The organism is Allobosea thiooxidans, assembly GCF_900168195.1.
Classification (GTDB): domain Bacteria; phylum Pseudomonadota; class Alphaproteobacteria; order Rhizobiales; family Beijerinckiaceae; genus Allobosea; species Allobosea thiooxidans.
In genome coordinates this window covers 19,178-38,392 of record NZ_FUYX01000021.1, presented here as the reverse complement: position 1 = coordinate 38,392, position 19,215 = coordinate 19,178, and the positions used below count along the sequence as shown (strand labels likewise).

Genomic DNA, 19,215 nt, shown 5'->3' with positions numbered 1-19,215 from the left:
CTCGCAGCCGGCGCGAACACCGAACCTTAAGCCGCAAGCATCTAGCCTCCGGGCCATGATGACGGCCGACGATACGGGCGAACGAGCGAAAGCGGGCGAGCAGGGCAAATGCGCGCTGCGCTTCGGCACGCCGGAAAGCTTCGAGGTGATCGCGCAATCGCCGCCCGCGGCGCTCGCGGGCATCGCGAGCGTGGTCTGCGTGCCGACGTTCAGGCGGCCGGACATGCTCGAGGCCACCCTGCGATCGCTGGCCCACCAGCAGGGCGGGCATGATATCGCGGTGATCGTCGTCGAGAATGAGGGCCTCGAGCGGGCGGGCGCCATCCGCGCCAGCGCTCTGCTCGCGGCCGGGCTCTTCAAGGGCTTCGTGATCGTCGAACCGCGCCAGGGCAACTGCAAGGCCTATAACGCCGCATGGCGTTGCGCGCTGACGCGCTTTCCCGCCCTGCGGCAAGTCTTGGGCATCGATGACGACGAGGAGGCCGAGCCGGGCTGGCTCGACGCCTTCCTGAAGGCTGCCGCCTCCGCTCCGGCCGAGCTGTTCGGCGGCTCGGTCACGCCGGTCTTCGCCGATCCTGAACGGGCCTGGCTTGCCGCGCATCCCGTCTTCCGCTCGCATTACGACCGCTCGGGGCCGGTCCCGATGCTCTATTCCAGCGCCAACTACCTGATCCGGCGCGAGGTGCTGGAGCGGCTCGGCTTCCCCTTCCTCGACGAGAGATTCGACTTCACCGGCGGCGGCGACACCGATTTCTTCACACGCGCCAGGGCGGCCGGCTTCCGCTTCTGGTGGGTGCAGGAGGCGGCGCAGCGCGAGACCATGCCCGCCCGCCGCAGCGAATTCGGCTGGATCGCCGCGCGCGGACTGCGCAACGGCGCGATCTCGGCGATGATCGAGCGGCGGCAATCTCCCGGCCTGTCAGGACGGCTGCGGGTGCTGGCGAAGTCGCTCGCCCTGCTCGCCGCCTCGCTACCGCGCGGCGTCGTGCTCGGCCTGCGGACCCGCTCCGGCCTGATCGGCCTCTACCATGCCAAGGTCGCGCTCGGCCGGCTGATGTCGGAATTCGGCGTCGCGAACGAACAGTACCGCAAGCCTGAGAAGAACTAGGCTCAGCTCGCGTTGACGACGAGGCCGCGCAGCTTGGCGGCGTGCGGCCCCAGCTCCGCCTGCAAGCGCTCGAGATCGGCCTTGCCGCGCCGGGCTTCGCCGACCACCAGCACGATATCGTCCACCGCTTCGGCGAAATGCCGCGTCAGCCCGTTGGGCGGCAGGCTGCCCCCATCGACGATCACGGGGCCGAAGCGGCGCGGGCCCGCGAACAGGGCGGCCTGAATCGCAGAATCCGCCGAGGCCTCACCGGAGGTGCGCGGCAGGAAGGCGAGGCCGGTGCCCTCATCCTTGAGGACGGCCCGCGCCAGCGAGAGGGTGCCGCCCAGGACCTCGCCGAGCCCGGCCGGAGCTTCGGATGCGAAGACGCGGGTCAGCCCAAGCGTTCCGTCGCCGGCGTCGACGAGCAGCGCCGGTAGGCCGGACCGGGCGGCATCGAGCGCCAGGTTGAGGGCAAGCGTGGTCGCGCCCGATTGCGGGCGCTGGCCGAGCACGAGGATGCGCCGCCGGGTTTCCCCCTGCGCCACACCGGCGAGCTCGCTGCGGATCTCCGCCACCGCCCTTGCGAAGCCGGATTGCGGCTTGTCGATGACGTCGACGAGATGGGCCTTCGACTGGAAGACCGAGCGAGCGTCGGCGATTTCGCGGCGCCAGCGGCGATGGCGCACCGCCGGGACCGAACCGAGCAGCGGCACCGAAACGGCCGGCGCCGCCTCTGCCGCGCGAGGGGCCTGTCCGCCCGGGATCGCGACCAGCCGGCGCCAGCCGCGGCTGCCACCCTTCTCGACCGGTGGGGTCGGAGGCACAGGCGGCTCGACCGGGGCTACGGCGAGAGGCAGAGCCGGCGGCTGCGCTGTCGCCGTTTCGGCTTCAGGGGCCGGCTGCGGCGCCCGGCGCCAGAACGGCCGGCGCGCCAGCATCGTCGCCGCGCCCGTTGGCCGGAGTGGAATGGGAAAGAGTGCGAGCCCGAGCGCCAGGGCTGCCCCCGCGGCAGCGCCGCCGAAGCCTCCGAGCAGCGCAAGCGCCCGCCAGCTGACCCCGCTCTTCTCGAGCGGCGGCATGGCGGGGCTGATGATGCGGGCATTGGTCGTGTCGATGCCGCCGAGCTCGCCGGTCTCGCGGGCCCGGCGCAGGAAGGCGTCGTAGACGGCGCGTGAGGATTCGACCTCGCGCTCCAGCTCGCGCAGCTGGACCGAGGCGCGGCCCTCGGCATGCTGCGCCGCCGTGAGCTGGTCGACGCGGCGGGCGAGCTGGCGCTCGGCCTCGTTGGCTCGGTCGTATTCCGCCTTGGCGGAACGGGCGATGCGGCCGAGCTCCTCGGTAATCTGGCGCCGGGCATCGCGCACCTGCGATTGCGCCGCCGTCAGGGCGGGATGGCGCGCACCGAGCGAAGCGACGAGATCGGCCTCCTTGGCCAGGGCGGCGCCGAGCTGCGCCCGCAGTGCGGTCATGGTGTTGGAGGCGACGGCCTCCGGGATGGCGCCGGCCTCGATGCTGGAGGCGCGGGTCGCAGCGATCTGGTCGAGTTTCGCCTTGGCTTCGGTGGCGCGGGTGCGGGCGGCGACGAGCTGGGCCGCGTTGAGCGCGAGCTGTTCCTCGCCGAGCGACTTGCCGCTGATGCCGACGATGTTGTTGGCCTCGCGGTATTTCTGCGCCTTCTCCTCGGCGAGACGCAGCCGGTTGCGCAGCTCCTCGAGGCGCCCGGTCAAGGCGGCGGTGGCGCGCTGAGCGGCTTCGGCCCGCACGGCCGTCTGATCCTCGAGATAGGCCTCGGCCAGCGCATTGGCGATCCGCGCGGCCTTGCCCGGATCCTGCGCGGTAGCCGTGATGTCGATCACGAAGGTGCGCTCGCCGCGATGCACCCTGACGTTCCGGTCGAGCGCCACCAGCGCATAGGCCATGGCCTTCGCTGACGTGCCGGTGGCGTCGCTGCCGGACAGGAAGGAGAGCAGGCCGCCCCTGCTCGCGCCGCCGAAATCGGGGTCCTTGTCGAGGTCGAGCCGCTCGACCACGCGCGTCTTGATGCTGTCGGAGGCGATCACCCGCGCCTGGCTTTCCAGATAGCTGGTGATCGAGGTCGGGTCGCTGCCGACGGTGTTGGGCGAAACATCGTTCTGCAGCACGCGCAGATCGCGCGGATCGATGAAGAGCTGCGCCGTCGAGACGTATTTGGGCGCGATGAACAGGCTGGCGAGCAGCGCCAGGCAGAAGCCGGCCAGCGCCATCAGCAGGATCAGCCCGCGCCGCCCCCACAGCGTCGCCACGACCCAGGCCGGATCGGCGAGGCGCGCGAATCCGGCGGGAGCGGGCGCGGCGGGACGATCGGCGCGCTCGGGCGCCGCCTCTCCTTCGCTTGCTGCCGGCTCGGTTGTGAACATGACGCTACGCTTCACTTTCCGACATCAGGCGGTGCCGCGCCGATAGCGCTCGAGCACGGCCAGCATGGGCTTGGGTCTGTAGTCGGCGTCGAGCGGCAGGGGCCGTGCCCGGGCGCGATCCTGACGCGGGAAGGTATCATGCACCCAGGAATAGCGGTCGGTCAGCCCCCAGGTGACGATGGCCTTGGGCTGCTTGGCCGCGACGACCGCGGCGAGGAAGCGCGAGACCAGCGCCGCCCCGGTGGCGTCGCGTCCAGCAGCATCGGCCGGCAATTTCCAGTCGATCAGGTCGAGCTCGGTGATCTCGACATCCAGGCCGAGCGCATCGAGGTCGCGCATGAAGCCGTGCACGCCGTCCACGTCGACATCCTTGTCTGCGTAGAGATGCGCCTGCATGCCGATGCCGTGGATGGGGATGCCCTTGTCCTTGAGCCGGCGGCAGATGTCGAGCGCGACCTTGCGGCGGGCCGCGGCGCCGGGAATCTGCTGCTCGAAATGGAAATCGTTCAGGACGAGGCGTGCGGCGGGATCGACCCGCGCCGCTGTCCGGTAGGCGATCTCGACATGCTCGGGCCCGAGCAGGCGCTGCCAGATCGTGTCGCGATAAGGCGCGCCGGGCTGCGGATCATAGGCAATGACCTCGTTGACCACATCCCATGTCGCGATCCTGTCCTTGTAACGGTCGACGACGACCTCGATATGGCCGACGAGCTCGCGCTCGGCCTCGGCCCTCGTCGTCATCTCCTTGGCCCAGGGCGGCAGCGCCTCGCCCCAGAGCAGCGCATGGCCGCGCAGCGCCTTCCCGTGCTCGCGGGCGAAGGCGACGATCTGGTCGGCGCCCGAGAAATCGAAACGCGCCCGGTCGTGCCGCAAGGCCTGCCATTTCAGGTCGTTCATCGGGACGATGACGTCGCAATGGCGGCGCAGCGCGTCGCGATAGCGCGGATCCGTACGGAAGGCACCGACCTCCGCGGCGGAGCCGAGCGGGATCGGCCGCTCCCCTGCCAGTGCCGTCCCGGAGGCAGCGGTCGCGGCCGATACGGCGCAAGCGAGCGCACCGCGCAGCAGCTCGCGCCGCGTCGGCATCGCACCCGTCAGAACCGTTCCGGACTGCTGCATCAGAGAAAGGCGCCTTCGTTTAGGGTCGTTCAACGCCTCTCGGCTATGAGGCCGGAGATGCCGCAACAGCAAAGGCACGCGCCGGGCCAGCCGCCGCGAAAACGGACCATGCTCCCAGATCGTGCCGCCATCACCGCCTACCTCACCATCCTGACCGGCTCGGCCGGCCGGCTCCTCATTTCCCTTGTCTACTTCCTCATCGTTGCGAATACGTTGACCCTCGGCGAGTTCGGCCTGTTCGCCGCGGCATCCTCGACCGGCCTCATCCTGTCGCGCCTGCTCGCCTTCGGCTTCATCTCGCCGCTCTACCGCGTCGCCACCGTCAAGCCGCGCCTGCTCGGCTCCTATCTTTCGGGCTTCGCCGGGCTCGCCGCCCTGTCGCTGCCGCTGATCGCCGGCGCCGGCGCCCTGGTCTATCTGCTGCTGTTCGCCGGCCGCCTCGCGGCCCTGCCCTTCGCGGTGATCATCGTCGCCGAAGTGCTGGGCTGGCGCATCGTCGAGGTCGTGCTGATCGTCAATAACGGCCTGCGGCGCTTCCGGCAGGCGGCGCTGCTCGTGATCATCGGCTCGGCGCTGCGGACCGTGGCGGCGCTGATCTTCGTCGCCTTCGGCCATGCCAGCCTGGAGATCTGGGCCTTCGCCTATTGCGCCGCGACCATGGCCGGCGCCGCCATCGCGCTTCTCGCTTTCCTGCCGGCGGCGCGCTGGCGCTTCGTGCGCCATCTCTACCCGCGCCGCATGGCCGACGCGGTCTTCGCCGGCACGGCCGACATCGTCTTCTACGTGCAGTCCGAGCTCGACAAGCTGCTGGTGCTGGGCCTAGCGGGCGAACGCACCGCCGGGCTCTACGCCATCGCGATGCGGGTGATCGACCTGACCGCGATGCCGGTGCGTAGCTTCAACCAGATGCTGGTGCAGAAGATCATGAAGGATCGCGGCCTCGGCAGTTGGCGGCGGCTCATCGGCTTCGAGGCCGGTATCGCGCTGGTCTCGGTCGCCGGGCTTGCCGCCGTCATCCTCGCGCTCCAGCCCTTTCCGGCGCTGCTGGGCCGCAATGTCGCGCAGGCCGCCCATCTCTTCGCGCCGATGCTGCTCGTCCCCGCCTTCCGCAATCTCGTCGAATACCATGCCGAGCTGCTCTATGCGCGCGAGCGCACCGGGGCGCGCATCCTGCTGCTCGGCCTGCTGACCGCGCTCAAGGCCGGGCTGATCGCCGTGGTGATGACGCGCTTCGCCGAGGGCAACGCCTGGGCGGGCTGGATGAACCTCGTCTTCGGCGCCGTCTATCTGGTCTCGGCGGGATTCACCTACCGCCTGCTGGCGCCGGGACGGGCACCGGCGGCCTCACGCTGAGGCCTGCTGCTCGAACAGCGCACGAATGCGCTCCAGCGGCTGGCCGATGAAGGACTGGACGCCGACCGCGACCTGCCAGGGTTCGAGGATGCTTTCGAAGGAGGCGATCCGGTCGAACCCCGCGGCATCCTCGCTGAACCAGTAGACCTTGCAGAGCTCGCGGTCATCGGGCCAATGCCCGGCCGCCTCGAGACCGAGCACGCGCTCGGCGTAGTAGCCGTAGATGATGTATTCGGAGAACCGGCGGTCGCGCGCGATGGCCGTCACCCAGTCGCGCCCGCTCTCCCGCTCGATCCGGTCGAGCAGCGACAGAACGTGGTCGCGGCGCCAGCTCACCATGTTGTTGATGTAGTCCGGCCCCGGATAGGAGGGCTCCCCAAGCCCGAGCAGGCGCGCGGCATTCTCGCACCAGGGCCGGTGGCGCGCCATATCAGCGTGGATGCCGTCCGGCTTGCGATAAAGGCGGATCGCGCCGTCCTTCTCGAGGCTCGCCAGGTCGAAGGGCCGGACGAAGAGCATGTCCGAATCGGCGAAGAGGATGACGTCTTCGGAGCAAGCTCTCGCGACCGCGAATTTCCGCAGCTGCTGGGCATGCCAGCCGCGCAGCGGCGGGAGGCCGCGGGCCAGCGCACGAGCCCCGGTCCAGACCCTGCGCCGGCCGAGGCTGACCGGGTCCGGGCGCGGCTTCAACCAGTTCGGCAGCAGCGCGGATTCGGGCAGGATGCGCCGCCGCGGCCCCTCCAGATCCCGGAAGAGCGGAACGTCGCGGTCCTCGACCAGGAGATAATGCACCGCATGCGAGCTGACGAAGCGGTCGATGCTGGCGCAGAGCAGCCGGCAGCGTTCGACGTCGCCGCGATAGCTCGGGGTCGCGAGGGCGAAGCTCGGGCTCACGCGCGCCAACTCACCGGCCTCGCCGGCCGCCCGCATATTGCCGCAGCAGGCGCAGCAGAAAGGCCGGGTTGCCAAGCAGATAGCGCCGCCAGAGCCGGCCCGGCTCTAGCCAGAGCCGATAGACCCATTCGAGCCGCGCCTTGCGAATGATCGCGGGCGCGCGCGGCACCTCGCCGGTCAGGAAATCGAAGAGCGCGCCGACGCCGGCCGCGACCGCGGCGTGCCGGGGGCCGATCCTGTCGGCGATGAGGCGCTCCTGCAGCGGGTTGCCCAGCGCGACCAGCAGCAGGTCCGGGCGTTGCGCCTGCAGGCCGTCGAGCAGTTTCTCCTCGTCGGCAGCGTCATAATAGCCGTGGGAAACGACGGTGAAGCGGTGAAGCGGGTAGCGCCGCGCCAGCTCCGCCGCGGCCTGCTCCGCGACGCCGGGCCTGCCGCCCAGCAGGGCGACGCGCAGCGGCAGTGCGCGGCCGAGCAGGGCCGGGAAAAAATCGGTGCCGTTGAGATTGGCGGGGAAGGGCGTGCCGTGGAGCAGCCGGCTGCCGAGATCGACGCCGATGCCGTCGGCCAGCACGAGGAAATCCGCGAGGCTGCGCTGCAGGGCGGGATCACCCGCCACGACATTCACGAGATTGGCGTTGCAGAAGGCCAGCTTGAGGTGGCGGCCGGCGGCGATCGCGGCCAGGACCTCGGCAAAGGCCGCCTCCCGCGATACCACGGCGACGCCGATGCCGCCGATGTCACGCCGCGCATAGCCCCGCCGCTCGCCGTTCCCGGCGATCGTCATCGAGCGGGTCGGGGACACGGCATTCTCGATCCTTGAGGCGGCGGCGAGTGTCATGATGGCCGGATGTCATGGACGAATGCATGGCGAGGTCAAGGCGAACTCTGTCGGACAGTAAATCGAGCCTTCCAGCGAGCCGCGCGGATCGGCCTTCGCGCCCTCGGCCCTCACCGGACCGCATGGCGGCCCTGCGCCACGCCGCGAAGCATCGCTTGCCTCTGGCCGGCGCCCGGCGGCACGGCTAGGCTGATTCGACGAGGCTAGGGAGGCTCCGGCATGAACCAAATCGATTTAAAGAACCGCGTCGCCATCGTGACCGGCGGCGCCCAGGGAATTGGCCGGGCCGTGGCCGAACGCTTCGCCCGAAGCGGCGCGACCGTCGCGATCTGGGATGTCGACGCGGCGCTCGCAGCCAAGGCCGCGGCCGAGATCGGCCATGGCGCCATCGGTGTCGGCGTCGACGTGACCGATGCAGCGGCCGTCCAGAAGGCGAGCGACGCGCTGGAAGCCCAGCATGGCAGCATCGACATCCTCGTCACCAGCGCCGGCATCGCCGGCCCGAACCACAAGACCTGGGAATACCCGCTGGAGGATTGGGCCCGCGTGATGCGGCTCAATGTCGACGGCACGCTGCATTGCTGCCGCTCGGTGATCCCGGGCATGGTCAAGCGCAACTATGGCCGCATCGTCCTCGTCGCCTCGATCGCCGGCAAGGAGGGCAACCCCAACGCCTCGGCCTATTCCGCCTCGAAGGCGGCAGTGATCGCGCTGACCAAGTCGCTGGGCAAGGAGCTCGCCGACAAGGACATCGCGGTGAACTGCATCACGCCGGCCGCCGCACGCACCCGCATCTTCGACCAGATGAGCGAGGAGCATATCGGCTACATGCTGGCGAAGATCCCGCGCGGGCGCTTCCTGCTGCCGGACGAGGTCGCTTCCATGGTCGCGTTCCTCGCCTCGGCGGAGAACAGCTTCACCACGGCCGGCGTCTTCGACCTGTCGGGCGGCCGCGCCACCTACTGAGGCGAGACGCCCGGCCCGGCATGCGGCCGGAGACAAGGCGTGCCGGAGACAAGGGGTCTTGGCGAAAATGCCGGTCGCAGTTTCGCCGGGCTTGCCCTAACCTCGCGCCCATGACGCAGATGCTTCCTTCCGCCGCCGTCCTCGGCGCCCGCGCCTTCGCGGCCCTTGCCGGCCTGAACCGCTTCAGCGACGAGCCGGGCAAGCTGACCCGGCTCTATCTCTCGCCAGCGCATCGGCAGGCGGCGGAGTGGGTCAAGGGCGCGATGGAGGTAGCAGGCCTCAACGCCGCCATCGACGCTGCCGGCTCGGTGCAGGGCCGGCGCGAGGGCACGGTGCCGGGTGCCCCGGCGGTGCTGATCGGCTCGCATATCGACACGGTCAAGGATGGCGGGCGCTTCGACGGCAATCTCGGCGTCGTCGCCGGCATCCTCGCGGCGCAGGCGCTGCGCGACGCCGGCATCAGCCTGCCCTTCCCGCTCGAGGTCGTCGCGTTCGGCGACGAGGAGAATGTCCGCTTCCCAACGCATCTGTCGACCTCGGAAGCGCTGGCGGGCCACTATGATCCAGCCTGGCTAGAAGCGCGCGACAGCGAGGGCGTCAAGCTCGGCGATGCGCTGCAGGCCTTCGGCGGAGACCCTTCCGGCATTGCCGCGCTCGCCCGCAAGCCCGGTTCGATCCAGGCCTATCTCGAAGTCCATATCGAGCAGGGGCCGGTGCTGGAAGCGGAGAACGAGCCGGTCGGCATCGTCACCACGATCAACGCCCAGAGCCGGGCCCGCGTGCGCGTCACCGGCGAGGCAGGCCATGCCGGCACCGTGCCGATGACATTGCGCAGGGACGCGCTGACCGCCGCCGCCGAGATGGCGCTCGCGCTGGAGCAGATCGCCTCGGGGCACGAGCTTGCCGTCGGTACGGTCGGCGTGCTCAGACCCGAGCCCGGCGCCACCAATGTCGTCCCCGGCGCGGCCGAGTTCACCATCGATTTCCGCGCGCCGAAGAACGAGACGCTGGACGCGATGGAAGCCGCGATCGCCAGCCGCTTCGCCGAGATCGCGGAGCGCCGCGGCGTCGGGCTCGAGATCGTTCCCTATGCCAAGGCCGCGGCCGTGCCGATGGATCCGAAGCTCCAGGACGCGCTGGCGGCCGGCATCGCCCGGACCGGCAGCAACCTCGCCGGGCGCCGCCTGCCTTCCGGCGCGGGGCACGACGCCATGGCGATCGCCGCGGCCGCGCCCGTCGCCATGCTCTTCGTGCGCAACGAGAGGGGCATCAGCCACTCGCCGCTGGAGAATATGAGCGAGGCAGATGCCGGCATCGCGATCCGGGTCCTGCTCGAAACGATTCTGGAACTCGCCGGGAGCTCAAAGTAGAAGAATTCCAGCCGCGACACCGCGCACCATTCCGCAACCGGCCCGAAGGGCCTAGGAGAGGCGCGCCGCAGGAGGCTGGCCATGGATTTCGAGACTTTCTTCCGCAAGGAACTGGACGGGCTGCACCGCGAGGGCCGCTATCGCGTCTTCGCCGACCTGGAGCGCCAGGCCGGCCGCTTCCCGACCGCGACCTATCACGGCGAGAACGGTTCGCGCGACGTCACCGTCTGGTGCTCGAACGACTATCTCGGCATGGGCCAGCATCCGAAGGTGCTCGCCGCGATGCATCAGGCGCTCGACGGCAGCGGCGCCGGCGCCGGCGGCACGCGCAATATCGGCGGTACCAATCACTACCATGTCCTGCTCGAGCGCGAGCTCGCCGATCTGCACGGCAAGGAAGCGGCGCTGCTGTTCAACTCCGGCTACATGTCGAACTGGGCCTCGCTCTCGACGCTCGCGGCCAAGCTTCCCGGCTGCGTCATCCTGACGGACGCCCTCAACCACGCCTCGATGATCGAGGGCATCCGGCATTCGCGCGCCGAGAAGCACATCTTCGCGCATAACGACCCGGACGATCTGCGCCGCAAGCTCGCAGCGCTCGATCCGAACACGCCGAAGCTGATCGCCTTCGAGTCGGTCTATTCGATGGATGGCGACATCGCGCCGATCAGGGAATTCTGCGACATCGCCGATGAGTTCGGCGCGATGACCTATCTCGATGAAGTCCACGCCGTCGGGCTCTACGGGCCGCGCGGCGGCGGCATCTCGGAGCGCGACGGCCTGACCGATCGCCTCACCCTGATCCAGGGCACGCTGGCGAAGTCCTTCGGCGTGATCGGCGGCTACATCACCGGCTCGGCCGCGCTGTGCGACTTCATCCGCAGCTTCGCCTCCGGCTTCATCTTCTCGAGCTCGCTGCCGCCGGCCGTGGCGGCCGGCGCTACCGCCGCGATCCGCCATCTCAAGGAAAGCTCGGCGGAGCGCGAGCGCCAGCAGGATCGCGTCCACGCGCTGCGGCGCAAGCTCGATGCCGCCGGCATTCCGCACCTGCCCAATCCGAGCCATATCGTGCCGGTGATGGTCGGCGAAGCGAAGGCCTGCAAGGCGATCAGCGACGAGCTGCTCGCGCGCTTCGACATCTATGTCCAGCCGATCAACTACCCGACCGTGCCGCGCGGCACGGAGCGCCTGCGGATCACACCCTCGCCCTTCCACTCGGACGCCGATATCGACCGGCTGGTGGCGGCGCTCGGCACGATCTGGGCAAGGGACGGCTTGCAGCGCGCGGCCTGAGGCCCATCAGCCGCGCTTGGCCACGATCATCAAGGTCGCCGAGAGCAGCGCGAAGACGCTCGCCAGGCCGCCAAGGATCAGGGTTCCCATCCACAGGGACAGGAAACCCTCGATCTCGGCCTTTTCCGGCGCCGCAGCGTCGTAGAGGACGCTCACCCGGTCACCGCGGCGATAGGCCGGCGGGCTCGTGCCCCATGTGGTCACGAAGGTGACGGCCTGTCCCTGCGCCGTCTGAAAACTCACGACCGGACGATAGGTCGAGTTCCCACCGCCATGCCGCAGCTCGACCACGGTCCCGGCAGCGCGATCGGCCCGCGCCAGAAGCTTCCGGCCGTGGCTGTAGCTGAAATAGCAGGCCGTCGCGAGGATGACGGCGACGATCCCGAAAACGCAGCCGATGCGCCAGAACAGAAGCCTGCCATCCTGGGCCAGGCCCCCGAAGCGCTGCTTCCTGCGGCTTTCGCCCATCCAGGCTCAGAGATTGAAGACGCGGTGGGGGACGAACTCGCCGTTCTCGACGGAGCCCGTCGCTACGAGCGTGCCGCCGCAGGTTGCATAGGCGGCCTCGGCCTGCACCGGCGCACCGGCGCCGCGCAGCAGCGCGCTCTGGCCACGCTTGATACGGGCCGCCGCATCGCGATGGAGCACGATCTCGGGGATCAGCGACAACGCCGCCTCGACCGGCCTGAGAGCCGCGAGCGCACTCTCCGGGCTCTCCCGCAGGGCATCGACGCCGGCCGCTTCGGCGACCGTGAAGGGCCCGACGCGGGTGCGGCGCAGATGCGCGACATGGCCGAGGCAGCCGAGCGCCAGGCCGAGGTCGCGGGCGATGGCGCGGACATAGGTGCCCTTGCCGCATTCGGCCTCGAAGGTGGTGCTGTCGCCGTCATGGCTGACGATGGAAAGCGCGTCGATCTCGACCGGCCGTGCCTCCAGCTCGACGTCCTCCCCGTCACGGGCGAGGTCGTAGGCGCGCTCGCCGGCGATCTTGATCGCGGAGAACTTCGGCGGCGTCTGCAGGATGGTGCCGGTGAAGCGCGGCAGCAGGGCCGCGATGGCGGCTTCGTCGGGGCGCTTGTCCGAGGTCGCGATGACGCTGCCCTCGGTATCGTCGGTATTGGTCTGCGTGCCCCAGGCCACGGTGAACTGATAGGCCTTGCGGCCGTCCATGACGAAGGGGACGGTCTTGGTCGCCTCGCCGAGCGCGATCGGCAACAGGCCCGAGGCCAGCGGATCGAGCGTGCCGGCATGGCCGGCCTTCTTCGCCGAGAAGGCGCGCTTGACCACCGCGACGGCGTGGGTCGAGGTCATGCCGACCGGCTTGTCGAGCACGACCCAGCCATGGACGTCGCGCTTCCGCGGACGCGGCGCAGGAGCATTCTCCGGGCTGGAGGCGGCTTCGGGTTTGCTCTCAGCGGTCATCGTCACGGTCGTCGTCTTGGTCGATCTTGAGGGGCTGGCGCAGCGTGTCGCGGCGGACCTGCTCGGAGTCGAGCAGCGCGTCGATGCGCTCGGCCTCCGCGAAGCTCTCATCGGCACGGAAGCGGATGTCGGGCGCGTATTTCAGGTTCACGCGATGGGCGATCTCGCCACGGATATAGCGCTTGTGGCTGTCGAGGGCCTTGAGCACGGGCGCGACGTCCTGCCCGCCGAGCGGCATGATGTAGGCCGTGGCGAGCTTGAGATCGGGCGAGAGGCGCACCTCGGGCACGGTGACGACATGCTTCGCCAGCACGTCGTCATGGATGTCGCCGCGCGAGAGCATGTCGGCCAGGGCGTGGCGGATCAATTCGCCGACGCGCAACTGCCGCTGGGACGGACCGGAAGGTTTTGCAGGTTTGGCCATGATACTCGTTCTCCGGGATCGGACCGGATCAAACGTCACGGCCGGACACGACCCGACCGTCTCTTCGAAGATGAGGCGCCTGACGCGCTCTTCTCGTCACGAGATGGCCGGGACGAGCCCGGCCATGACGCGCTGCTTCGGGAAGCGCAGCCTTACAGGCTGCGCTTGATCTCCTCGACGCGATAGCACTCGATCACGTCGCCGACACGCATGTCCTGGTAGTTCTCGAAGGCCATGCCGCATTCCTGGCCGGCCACCACTTCCTTGGCGTCGTCCTTGAAGCGCTTGAGCTGGCCGAGCTTGCCCTCGTGAACCACGACGTTGTCGCGGATCAGGCGGACATGGGCGCCGCGCTCGATCGTGCCGTCGGTGACGCGGCAGCCGGCGATCTTGCCGACCTTCGAGACGTTGAAGATCTCGAGGATGCTCGCGTTGCCCAGCATGGTCTCGCGCAGAGTCGGCGCCAGCAGGCCCGACATCGCGTCCTTCACATCATCCATGAGGTTGTAGATGATGTTGTAGTAGCGGATCTCGACGCCGGCCCGGTCGGCCGCCTCGCGCGCTTCCTTGTGGGCGCGCACGTTGAAGCCGACCACGACCGCGCCGGAAGCCTGGGCGAGCGTGACGTCCGACTCCGTGATGGCTCCGACACCCGAGGCGAGCACGCGGGCACGCACCTCGTCGTTGCCGACCTTCTCCAGAGCCCCGACGATAGCCTCGACCGAGCCCTGCACGTCGCCCTTGACGACGAGCGGGAACTCCTTGCGGCCGGCGCCTTCCTTGAGCTCGCGCATCATCTCGGCAAGCGAGCGGCCGGCGCCGGAAGCGGCACCGCGGGCGGCCAGACGATCGCGGCGCTGACGCTCGCGATACTCGGTGATCTCGCGGGCGCGGGCTTCCGACTCGACGACCGCGACGCGGTCGCCGGCCTCGGGCGTGCCATTGAAGCCGAGCACCTCGACCGGCATGGAGGGCGGAGCCTCCTTCACCTGGGCACCGGTGTCGGCGATGAGGGCGCGGACGCGGCCCCATTCGGCGCCCGCCACGACGATGTCGCCGGTGCGCAGCGTGCCGCGCTGGACGAGCACGGTCGCGACCGGCCCACGACCGCGGTCGAGCTTGGCTTCGATGACGGTGCCTTCGGCGGCGCGATCCGGATTGGCCTTGAGATCGAGCACCTCGGCCTGCAGCGCGATCGCCTCGAGCAGCTTGTCGAGGTTGTGACCGGTCTTGGCGGACACCTCGACCTCGAGCGTCTCGCCGCCGAGCGACTCGACCTGGATCTCGTACTGCAGCAGCTCGGCGCGCACGCGGTCCGGGTTGGCGTCGGCCTTGTCGACCTTGTTGATCGCCACAATCAGCGGCACGCCGGCCGCCTTGGCGTGCTGGATCGCCTCGGCCGTCTGCGGCATGACGCCGTCATCGGCCGCCACGACCAGCACGACGATATCCGTCACCTTGGCGCCGCGGGCGCGCATCGCCGTGAAGGCGGCGTGGCCCGGCGTGTCGATGAAGGTCACCTTCGAGCCCAGCGGCGTCGTCACCTGATAGGCGCCGATATGCTGGGTGATGCCGCCGGCCTCGCCGGTGACGACCTTGGTCTTGCGGATCGCGTCGAGCAGCGAGGTCTTGCCGTGGTCGACATGGCCCATGATCGTCACGACCGACGGGCGCGACTCCAGGGTCTCGTCGGTGTCCGGCGTGTCGAACAGGCCTTCCTCGACGTCGGATTCAGCGACGCGCTTGACGGTGTGGCCCATCTCCTCGGCGATGAGCTGGGCGGTGTCGGCGTCGATCACGTCGGTGATCTTGTGCATCGCGCCCTGCTTCATCAGCAGGCGGATGACGTCGACGCCGCGCTCCGTCATGCGGTTCGCGAGTTCCTGGATGGTGATCGTCTCGGGGATGATCACCTCACGCATCACGCGCTCCTTCTGAGCGTCGGAAGCACGATGGCCGGTCATGCGCTGCACGCGACGGCGGAAGGAGGCGACCGAACGCGTCCGCTCGTCATCCCCGCCGGTGGCGGTGGCCAGCGTCAGGCGGCCGCGCGGCTTGTCGTTGGGGCTCTTCGGAACCTTGGGCGCAGCCGGAGCAGGGCCACGACCGGCGCCGGCGCTCAGGCCGGGACGGCGGAACGCGGCCTTGACGTCGACATCGTCCGAGCGGTTACGCGTGGTATTGGCCGAAGGCGCCTGACGGACGGGACGCGCAATCGCGGGCTCGGCCGGAGCCGACGCATCCATCCGCGGCGGGCGCGGCGAGTCGGAACGCGGCGGACGCGAGTCCAGGCGCGGCGGGCGGGCGCCGGTGTCGCGCATCGGCGGACGCGAGGTGAACTCGCGCGGGCCGGACGGCGCCGGGCGGCCATAATACTGGGTCGGCTGCGGCGCGGGGGCCTGCGCCTGGGCCGGGGGAGCGGGCTCGCGCGGCGCGACAGGCGGCGCAGCCGGGCGCGCGACGTCGTCGCGCTGGCGGGCGGCGCTCTCGGCACGGCGCTTCTGTTCGTCCTCGTGGCGCCTGCGCTCCTCTTCCTGGCGCTGGCGGGCAGCGGCGGCTTCACGCTCCTGGCGCTCGCGCTCGGCGGCGGCGGCACGCTGGCGTGCCTCCTCCTCGGCGATGCGCCGGGCTTCCGCCTCGCTGTTGCGAGCCTCGGAGAGTGCGCGCTGGCGGGCATCCTTCTCCTCGTCGGAGAGGGTGCGCAGCAGCATGCCGCCAGCCGGACGCTGGGCGGGCTGCGGAGCCGGAGCGGCCGGGCGCGGAGCGGGCTGAGCCGGCGCCTGCGGCGCACGGGGCGCGACCGGCTCCTTGGTCTCGTGCCCGGCGACGCGGCGCTTGACCTCGACGACGACCTGCTTCGAGCGCCCATGCGAGAAGCTCTGGCGAACAGTGCTCTGCTCGACAGGCCGCTTCAGCGACAGGGTCTTGGGCGGGTTGACGGTCAGAGTCTTGTCGCCCGGGTTCTTGGTATCGGTCATTCCGCGTTCGGTCCTGCCGGTTCGGTCGTGTCTTCGGTGTCGTTCTGGTCGGATGCGGCGGTATCGTCCGTCCGGTAACGGACGAGCCGACGCCAGCGGGAGAGAACTCCCTCGGCCGCCGGGCCCGGAGCAAGCGCGGCATGTATCACATGTGCGCGCCCCAACGCCAATTCCAAATCCGCCGCCGTGAAAATCGCGACGACGGGCAGCATGCGGGCCTTGAGCCCTTCGGCCTCGCGCGCCGCCTCGGCCCGCCGGATGGCCTGGCCGATCTTGCGCTTGCCGTCCTCGGCACCATCGCTGGCCGCGATGACGGCAAGACAGCGACCGGAGCCGACCAGCGCCTCGACCTTGGCAAAGCCGGCGGTCACGAGCCCCGCCTTGTTCGCCATCGACAGCGCCTGCAGCGCATCGCGCTGCATCAGCTGATCGACCATATCCGGCAAATCCGCCGGAACCGCGACCTTCGCCTTCAGCGAACGCTCGAAGGCCTTGCGCTTGATCGCCTCGACGACGGCCTTGCGGCTGAGGCTCGCCCAGACGCCGCGCCCGGGCAGCTTGCGCCGCAGATCCGGCACGAGCACGCCATCCGGGCCCGCAACGAAGCGGATCAGATCGTCAGGGGCCTTCACGACCCGCGTGACGACGCAGCTCCGCTCGGGACCATCCTTCTGCGCCGCCGCCTTCACCGCGACAGCTCCGCTCAGGCCTCGGCCGCCTCGCCGGCTTCAGCTTCGGGCTCTTCGGCCGCGGCCTCGACCCAGCCGGCGCGGATGCGGGCGGCCATGATGATGGCCTCGGCATCCTGACGGGAGAGATCGAAACCGTCCAGATAGCCGGCATGGCGCGTCGCCTCGCCGTCCTTCCGCTCGGTCCAGCCGATCAGGTCATCGGTGGCGCAGCCGGCGAGATCCTCGACCGACTTCACGTCGTTCTCGCCGAGCGCGACCATCATGGAGGTGGTGATGCCCTCGACCTCGCGCAAGTCGTCCTCGACGCCGAGCGCGCGGCGCTTCTCGTCGAGCTCCGCCTCGACGGCGGCGAGATGCTCCTGCGCACGGCTCTGGATCTCGGACGCCGTGTCCTCGTCGAAGCCCTCGATCGAAGCGAGCTCGGAGAGGTCGACATAGGCGACCTCCTCGACATTGCGGAAGCCTTCCGAAGCCAGGAGCTGGCCGACCGTCTCGTCGACGTTCAGCGCGTTCATGAACAGGTCGGTGCGCTGCAGGAATTCCTTCTGGCGGCGCTCGGACTCCTCCTGCTCGGTCAGGATGTCGATGTCCCAGCCGGTGAGCTGCGAGGCGAGGCGGACGTTCTGGCCGCGGCGGCCGATGGCGAGCGAGAGCTGCTCGTCCGGCACCACGACCTCGATCTTGTCGGCTTCCTCGTCCAGCACCACCTTCGCGACTTCCGCCGGCTGCAGCGCGTTGACGACGAAGGTCGCGACATCCGGCGACCACGGAATGATGTCGATCTTCTCGCCCTGCAGCTCGCCGACGACGGCCTGCACGCGCGAGCCGCGCATGCCGACGCAGGCGCCGACCGGGTCGATCGAGGAATCGCGGCTGATCACGGCGATCTTGGCGCGCGAGCCCGGATCGCGAGCGACGGCCTTCACCTCGACGATGCCGTCATAGATCTCGGGCACTTCCTGGCCGAAGAGCTTGGCCATGAACTGCGGATGGGTGCGCGACAGGAAGATCTGCGGGCCACGCGGCTCGCGACGCACGTCGTAGACATAGGCGCGCGCCCGGTCGCCGACCTTGAAGGTCTCGCGCGGGATCATCTCGTCGCGGCGGATGATCGCTTCGCCACGGCCGAGATCGACGAAGACATTGCCGTATTCGACGCGCTTGACCGCGCCGTTGACGATCTCGCCGATGCGGTCCTTGTACTCGTCGTACTGGCGATCGCGCTCGGCCTCGCGCACCTTCTGGACGATGACCTGCTTGGCCGACTGGGCGGCGATGCGGCCGAAATCGAAGGGCGGCAGCGGATCGGCGATGACGTCGCCAACCTGGGCGGCCGGGTTGTGGCGCTTGGCCTCGTCGACGGTGATCTCGACCGCAGGATTCTCGACGGTCTCGACGACCTGGAGATGGCGGGCGAGACGCAGCTCACCGGTCTTGGTGTTGATCTCGGCATGGACGTCGGTCTCGGCACCGTAGCGCGAGCGCGCGGCCTTGGCGATGGCGTCCTGCATGGCGTCGACGACGATCTGGCGATCGATCGACTTCTCACGGGCGACCGCGTCGGCGATCTGCAGCAGTTCGAGCCTGTTGGCGCTGACGACCATGACGCTCACTCCTCTTCGTTGTCTTCCTGCGGGTCCGTCTTGCCGGCCTTGGTCGGCCGCGGTCCCAGCGATTTTCCTCGGCCCTTCTTCGGGCTGGCGATCTCTTCGGCGGCCGGCATCTCCGGCGGCAGGCCGGACTTGCCGCGGCGCAGCGACTCGGTGACCAGCGCGTCGGTCAGGACCAACCGCGCCTCGGCGATCAGCCGCATCGGGATGGCGACGTCGCGCTCTTCCTCGCTCTTGGCGTCGTCGCGCGTCAGCAGCGCATCCTGGCCGGCGACGCCGCGCAGGATACCACGAAAGCGCTTGCGGCCGGCGACCGGCTCGCTCGTATCGATCTTGGCGAGATGGCCGGCCCAGCGCTCGAAATCGCTCGCGCGCACCAGCGGCCGGTCGATCCCCGGCGACGAGATCTCGAGATGATAGGCCGCCTGGACCGGATCGTCGACATCGAGCGCCGGCGAGACCGCCTGGCTGATCTCCTCGCACCCCTCGACCGTCATCGAGCCGTCGGGCCGCTCGGCCATGATCTGCACGGTGCAGCCGTTCTGGGCGGTGACGCGCACGCGCACCAGCCGGTAGCCGAGATCGACGATCGGCGGCTCGACGATCGTCGCGACACGCGCCGCCACGCCGCTCTCGACGACGAGGCGCGCTTCCTGATCGGGCGCTGCTGTCGGTTCGCTTGTCGGTTCGCTCATGATCCGGGCCGTCCCCGTCTGCCTCCGGCGGGTCGCGGCCAATAAAAAAGAGCGGGCCGGTCGGCCCGCTCTTGA

Annotated in this window: 16 protein-coding genes; 5 read left to right on the top strand and 11 right to left on the bottom strand. The window is 69.7% G+C overall.

The window, feature by feature from the left end:
* Positions 1-55: 55 nt before the first annotated feature.
* Positions 56-1,108 (top strand): glycosyltransferase family 2 protein, encoded by a 1,053-nt coding sequence (locus B5Y19_RS24055; RefSeq protein WP_244555711.1) that lies wholly within the window; start codon positions 56-58, stop codon positions 1,106-1,108.
* Positions 1,109-1,110: 2 nt separating this feature from the next.
* Here B5Y19_RS24055 and B5Y19_RS24050 read toward each other — a convergent pair whose 3' ends face one another.
* On the bottom strand, positions 1,111-3,486 hold the full coding sequence (locus B5Y19_RS24050) for an exopolysaccharide transport family protein (protein WP_055729158.1): 2,376 nt from the start codon (positions 3,484-3,486) through the stop codon (positions 1,111-1,113).
* 24 nt (positions 3,487-3,510) lie between these two features.
* Positions 3,511-4,605, bottom strand: coding sequence for an endo-1,4-beta-xylanase (locus tag B5Y19_RS24045; protein WP_055729157.1), 1,095 nt, complete (start codon positions 4,603-4,605; stop codon positions 3,511-3,513).
* A gap of 108 nt (positions 4,606-4,713) precedes the next feature.
* Between B5Y19_RS24045 and B5Y19_RS24040 the strand changes: the two genes are divergently transcribed.
* Entirely contained in the window at positions 4,714-5,958 is a 1,245-nt protein-coding gene (locus B5Y19_RS24040; protein WP_055729156.1) for a lipopolysaccharide biosynthesis protein, read from the top strand.
* Here B5Y19_RS24040 and B5Y19_RS24035 read toward each other — a convergent pair.
* Together B5Y19_RS24035 and B5Y19_RS24030 are read right to left on the bottom strand one after the other, a co-directional pair.
* A complete protein-coding gene (locus tag B5Y19_RS24035; protein WP_244555715.1) occupies positions 5,950-6,852 on the bottom strand; it encodes a DUF6492 family protein in 903 nt (300 codons plus the stop codon). The two genes, B5Y19_RS24040 and B5Y19_RS24035, sit on opposite strands and share 9 nt — an antisense overlap.
* 10 nt (positions 6,853-6,862) lie before the next feature.
* A complete protein-coding gene (locus B5Y19_RS24030) occupies positions 6,863-7,654 on the bottom strand; it encodes a WecB/TagA/CpsF family glycosyltransferase (protein ID WP_244555710.1) in 792 nt (263 codons plus the stop codon).
* A gap of 255 nt (positions 7,655-7,909) precedes the next feature.
* Between B5Y19_RS24030 and B5Y19_RS24025 the strand changes: the two genes are divergently transcribed.
* The 3 genes from B5Y19_RS24025 (at position 7,910) to hemA (ending at position 11,319) form a co-directional block, all read left to right on the top strand.
* A complete protein-coding gene (locus B5Y19_RS24025) occupies positions 7,910-8,656 on the top strand; it encodes an SDR family NAD(P)-dependent oxidoreductase (protein ID WP_055729154.1) in 747 nt (248 codons plus the stop codon).
* Between the two features lie 110 nt (positions 8,657-8,766).
* A complete protein-coding gene (locus B5Y19_RS24020) occupies positions 8,767-10,026 on the top strand; it encodes an allantoate amidohydrolase (protein ID WP_055729153.1) in 1,260 nt (419 codons plus the stop codon).
* An 81-nt stretch (positions 10,027-10,107) separates the two neighbouring features.
* Positions 10,108-11,319: a 5-aminolevulinate synthase gene (gene hemA / locus B5Y19_RS24015; protein WP_055729152.1), complete on the top strand. Its 1,212-nt coding sequence runs from the start codon at positions 10,108-10,110 to the stop codon at positions 11,317-11,319.
* A gap of 6 nt (positions 11,320-11,325) precedes the next feature.
* On the opposite strand, the gene B5Y19_RS24010 is transcribed toward hemA, so the two are convergent.
* The 7 genes from B5Y19_RS24010 to rimP form a co-directional block, all read right to left on the bottom strand.
* Complete coding sequence (locus B5Y19_RS24010; protein WP_055729151.1) at positions 11,326-11,787, bottom strand: DUF3592 domain-containing protein; 462 nt, start codon at positions 11,785-11,787, stop codon at positions 11,326-11,328.
* A 6-nt stretch (positions 11,788-11,793) separates the two neighbouring features.
* Positions 11,794-12,741, bottom strand: a complete 948-nt coding sequence (gene truB / locus B5Y19_RS24005; RefSeq protein WP_055729150.1) for a tRNA pseudouridine(55) synthase TruB — start codon at positions 12,739-12,741, stop codon at positions 11,794-11,796.
* The gene (rbfA, locus tag B5Y19_RS24000; RefSeq protein ID WP_055729149.1) at positions 12,731-13,165 is read right to left on the bottom strand and encodes a 30S ribosome-binding factor RbfA; all 435 of its coding nucleotides are present in this window, start codon (positions 13,163-13,165) and stop codon (positions 12,731-12,733) included. Before rbfA ends, truB begins: the two co-directional genes overlap by 11 nt.
* Before the next feature lie 152 nt (positions 13,166-13,317).
* On the bottom strand, positions 13,318-16,143 hold the full coding sequence (gene infB, locus B5Y19_RS23995) for a translation initiation factor IF-2 (protein WP_079592255.1): 2,826 nt from the start codon (positions 16,141-16,143) through the stop codon (positions 13,318-13,320).
* Entirely contained in the window at positions 16,140-16,832 is a 693-nt protein-coding gene (locus tag B5Y19_RS23990; protein ID WP_055730326.1) for an RNA-binding protein, read from the bottom strand. Before B5Y19_RS23990 ends, infB begins: the two co-directional genes overlap by 4 nt.
* A 14-nt stretch (positions 16,833-16,846) precedes the next feature.
* On the bottom strand, positions 16,847-18,439 hold the full coding sequence (gene nusA, locus B5Y19_RS23985; RefSeq protein WP_055730325.1) for a transcription termination factor NusA: 1,593 nt from the start codon (positions 18,437-18,439) through the stop codon (positions 16,847-16,849).
* Between the two features lie 5 nt (positions 18,440-18,444).
* A complete protein-coding gene (rimP, locus tag B5Y19_RS23980) occupies positions 18,445-19,140 on the bottom strand; it encodes a ribosome maturation factor RimP (protein ID WP_079592251.1) in 696 nt (231 codons plus the stop codon).
* Positions 19,141-19,215 lie beyond the last annotated feature (75 nt).

What these genes read in the sequence shown, in the direction of transcription:
- B5Y19_RS24040 (WP_055729156.1), top strand. Translation starts at nt 4,714, where the DNA reads ATGCTCCCAGATCGTGCCGCCATCACCGCCTACCTCACCATCCTGACC.
- B5Y19_RS24045 (WP_055729157.1), bottom strand. Translation starts at nt 4,605, where the DNA reads ATGCAGCAGTCCGGAACGGTTCTGACGGGTGCGATGCCGACGCGGCGC.
- infB (WP_079592255.1), bottom strand. Translation starts at nt 16,143, where the DNA reads ATGACCGATACCAAGAACCCGGGCGACAAGACTCTGACCGTCAACCCG.
- rimP (WP_079592251.1), bottom strand. Translation starts at nt 19,140, where the DNA reads ATGAGCGAACCGACAAGCGAACCGACAGCAGCGCCCGATCAGGAAGCG.
- nusA (WP_055730325.1), bottom strand. Translation starts at nt 18,439, where the DNA reads ATGGTCGTCAGCGCCAACAGGCTCGAACTGCTGCAGATCGCCGACGCG.
- rbfA (WP_055729149.1), bottom strand. Translation starts at nt 13,165, where the DNA reads ATGGCCAAACCTGCAAAACCTTCCGGTCCGTCCCAGCGGCAGTTGCGC.
- B5Y19_RS24010 (WP_055729151.1), bottom strand. Translation starts at nt 11,787, where the DNA reads ATGGGCGAAAGCCGCAGGAAGCAGCGCTTCGGGGGCCTGGCCCAGGAT.
- B5Y19_RS24020 (WP_055729153.1), top strand. Translation starts at nt 8,767, where the DNA reads ATGACGCAGATGCTTCCTTCCGCCGCCGTCCTCGGCGCCCGCGCCTTC.
- B5Y19_RS24050 (WP_055729158.1), bottom strand. Translation starts at nt 3,486, where the DNA reads ATGTTCACAACCGAGCCGGCAGCAAGCGAAGGAGAGGCGGCGCCCGAG.
- B5Y19_RS24055 (WP_244555711.1), top strand. Translation starts at nt 56, where the DNA reads ATGATGACGGCCGACGATACGGGCGAACGAGCGAAAGCGGGCGAGCAG.
- B5Y19_RS24025 (WP_055729154.1), top strand. Translation starts at nt 7,910, where the DNA reads ATGAACCAAATCGATTTAAAGAACCGCGTCGCCATCGTGACCGGCGGC.
- hemA (WP_055729152.1), top strand. Translation starts at nt 10,108, where the DNA reads ATGGATTTCGAGACTTTCTTCCGCAAGGAACTGGACGGGCTGCACCGC.
- truB (WP_055729150.1), bottom strand. Translation starts at nt 12,741, where the DNA reads ATGACCGCTGAGAGCAAACCCGAAGCCGCCTCCAGCCCGGAGAATGCT.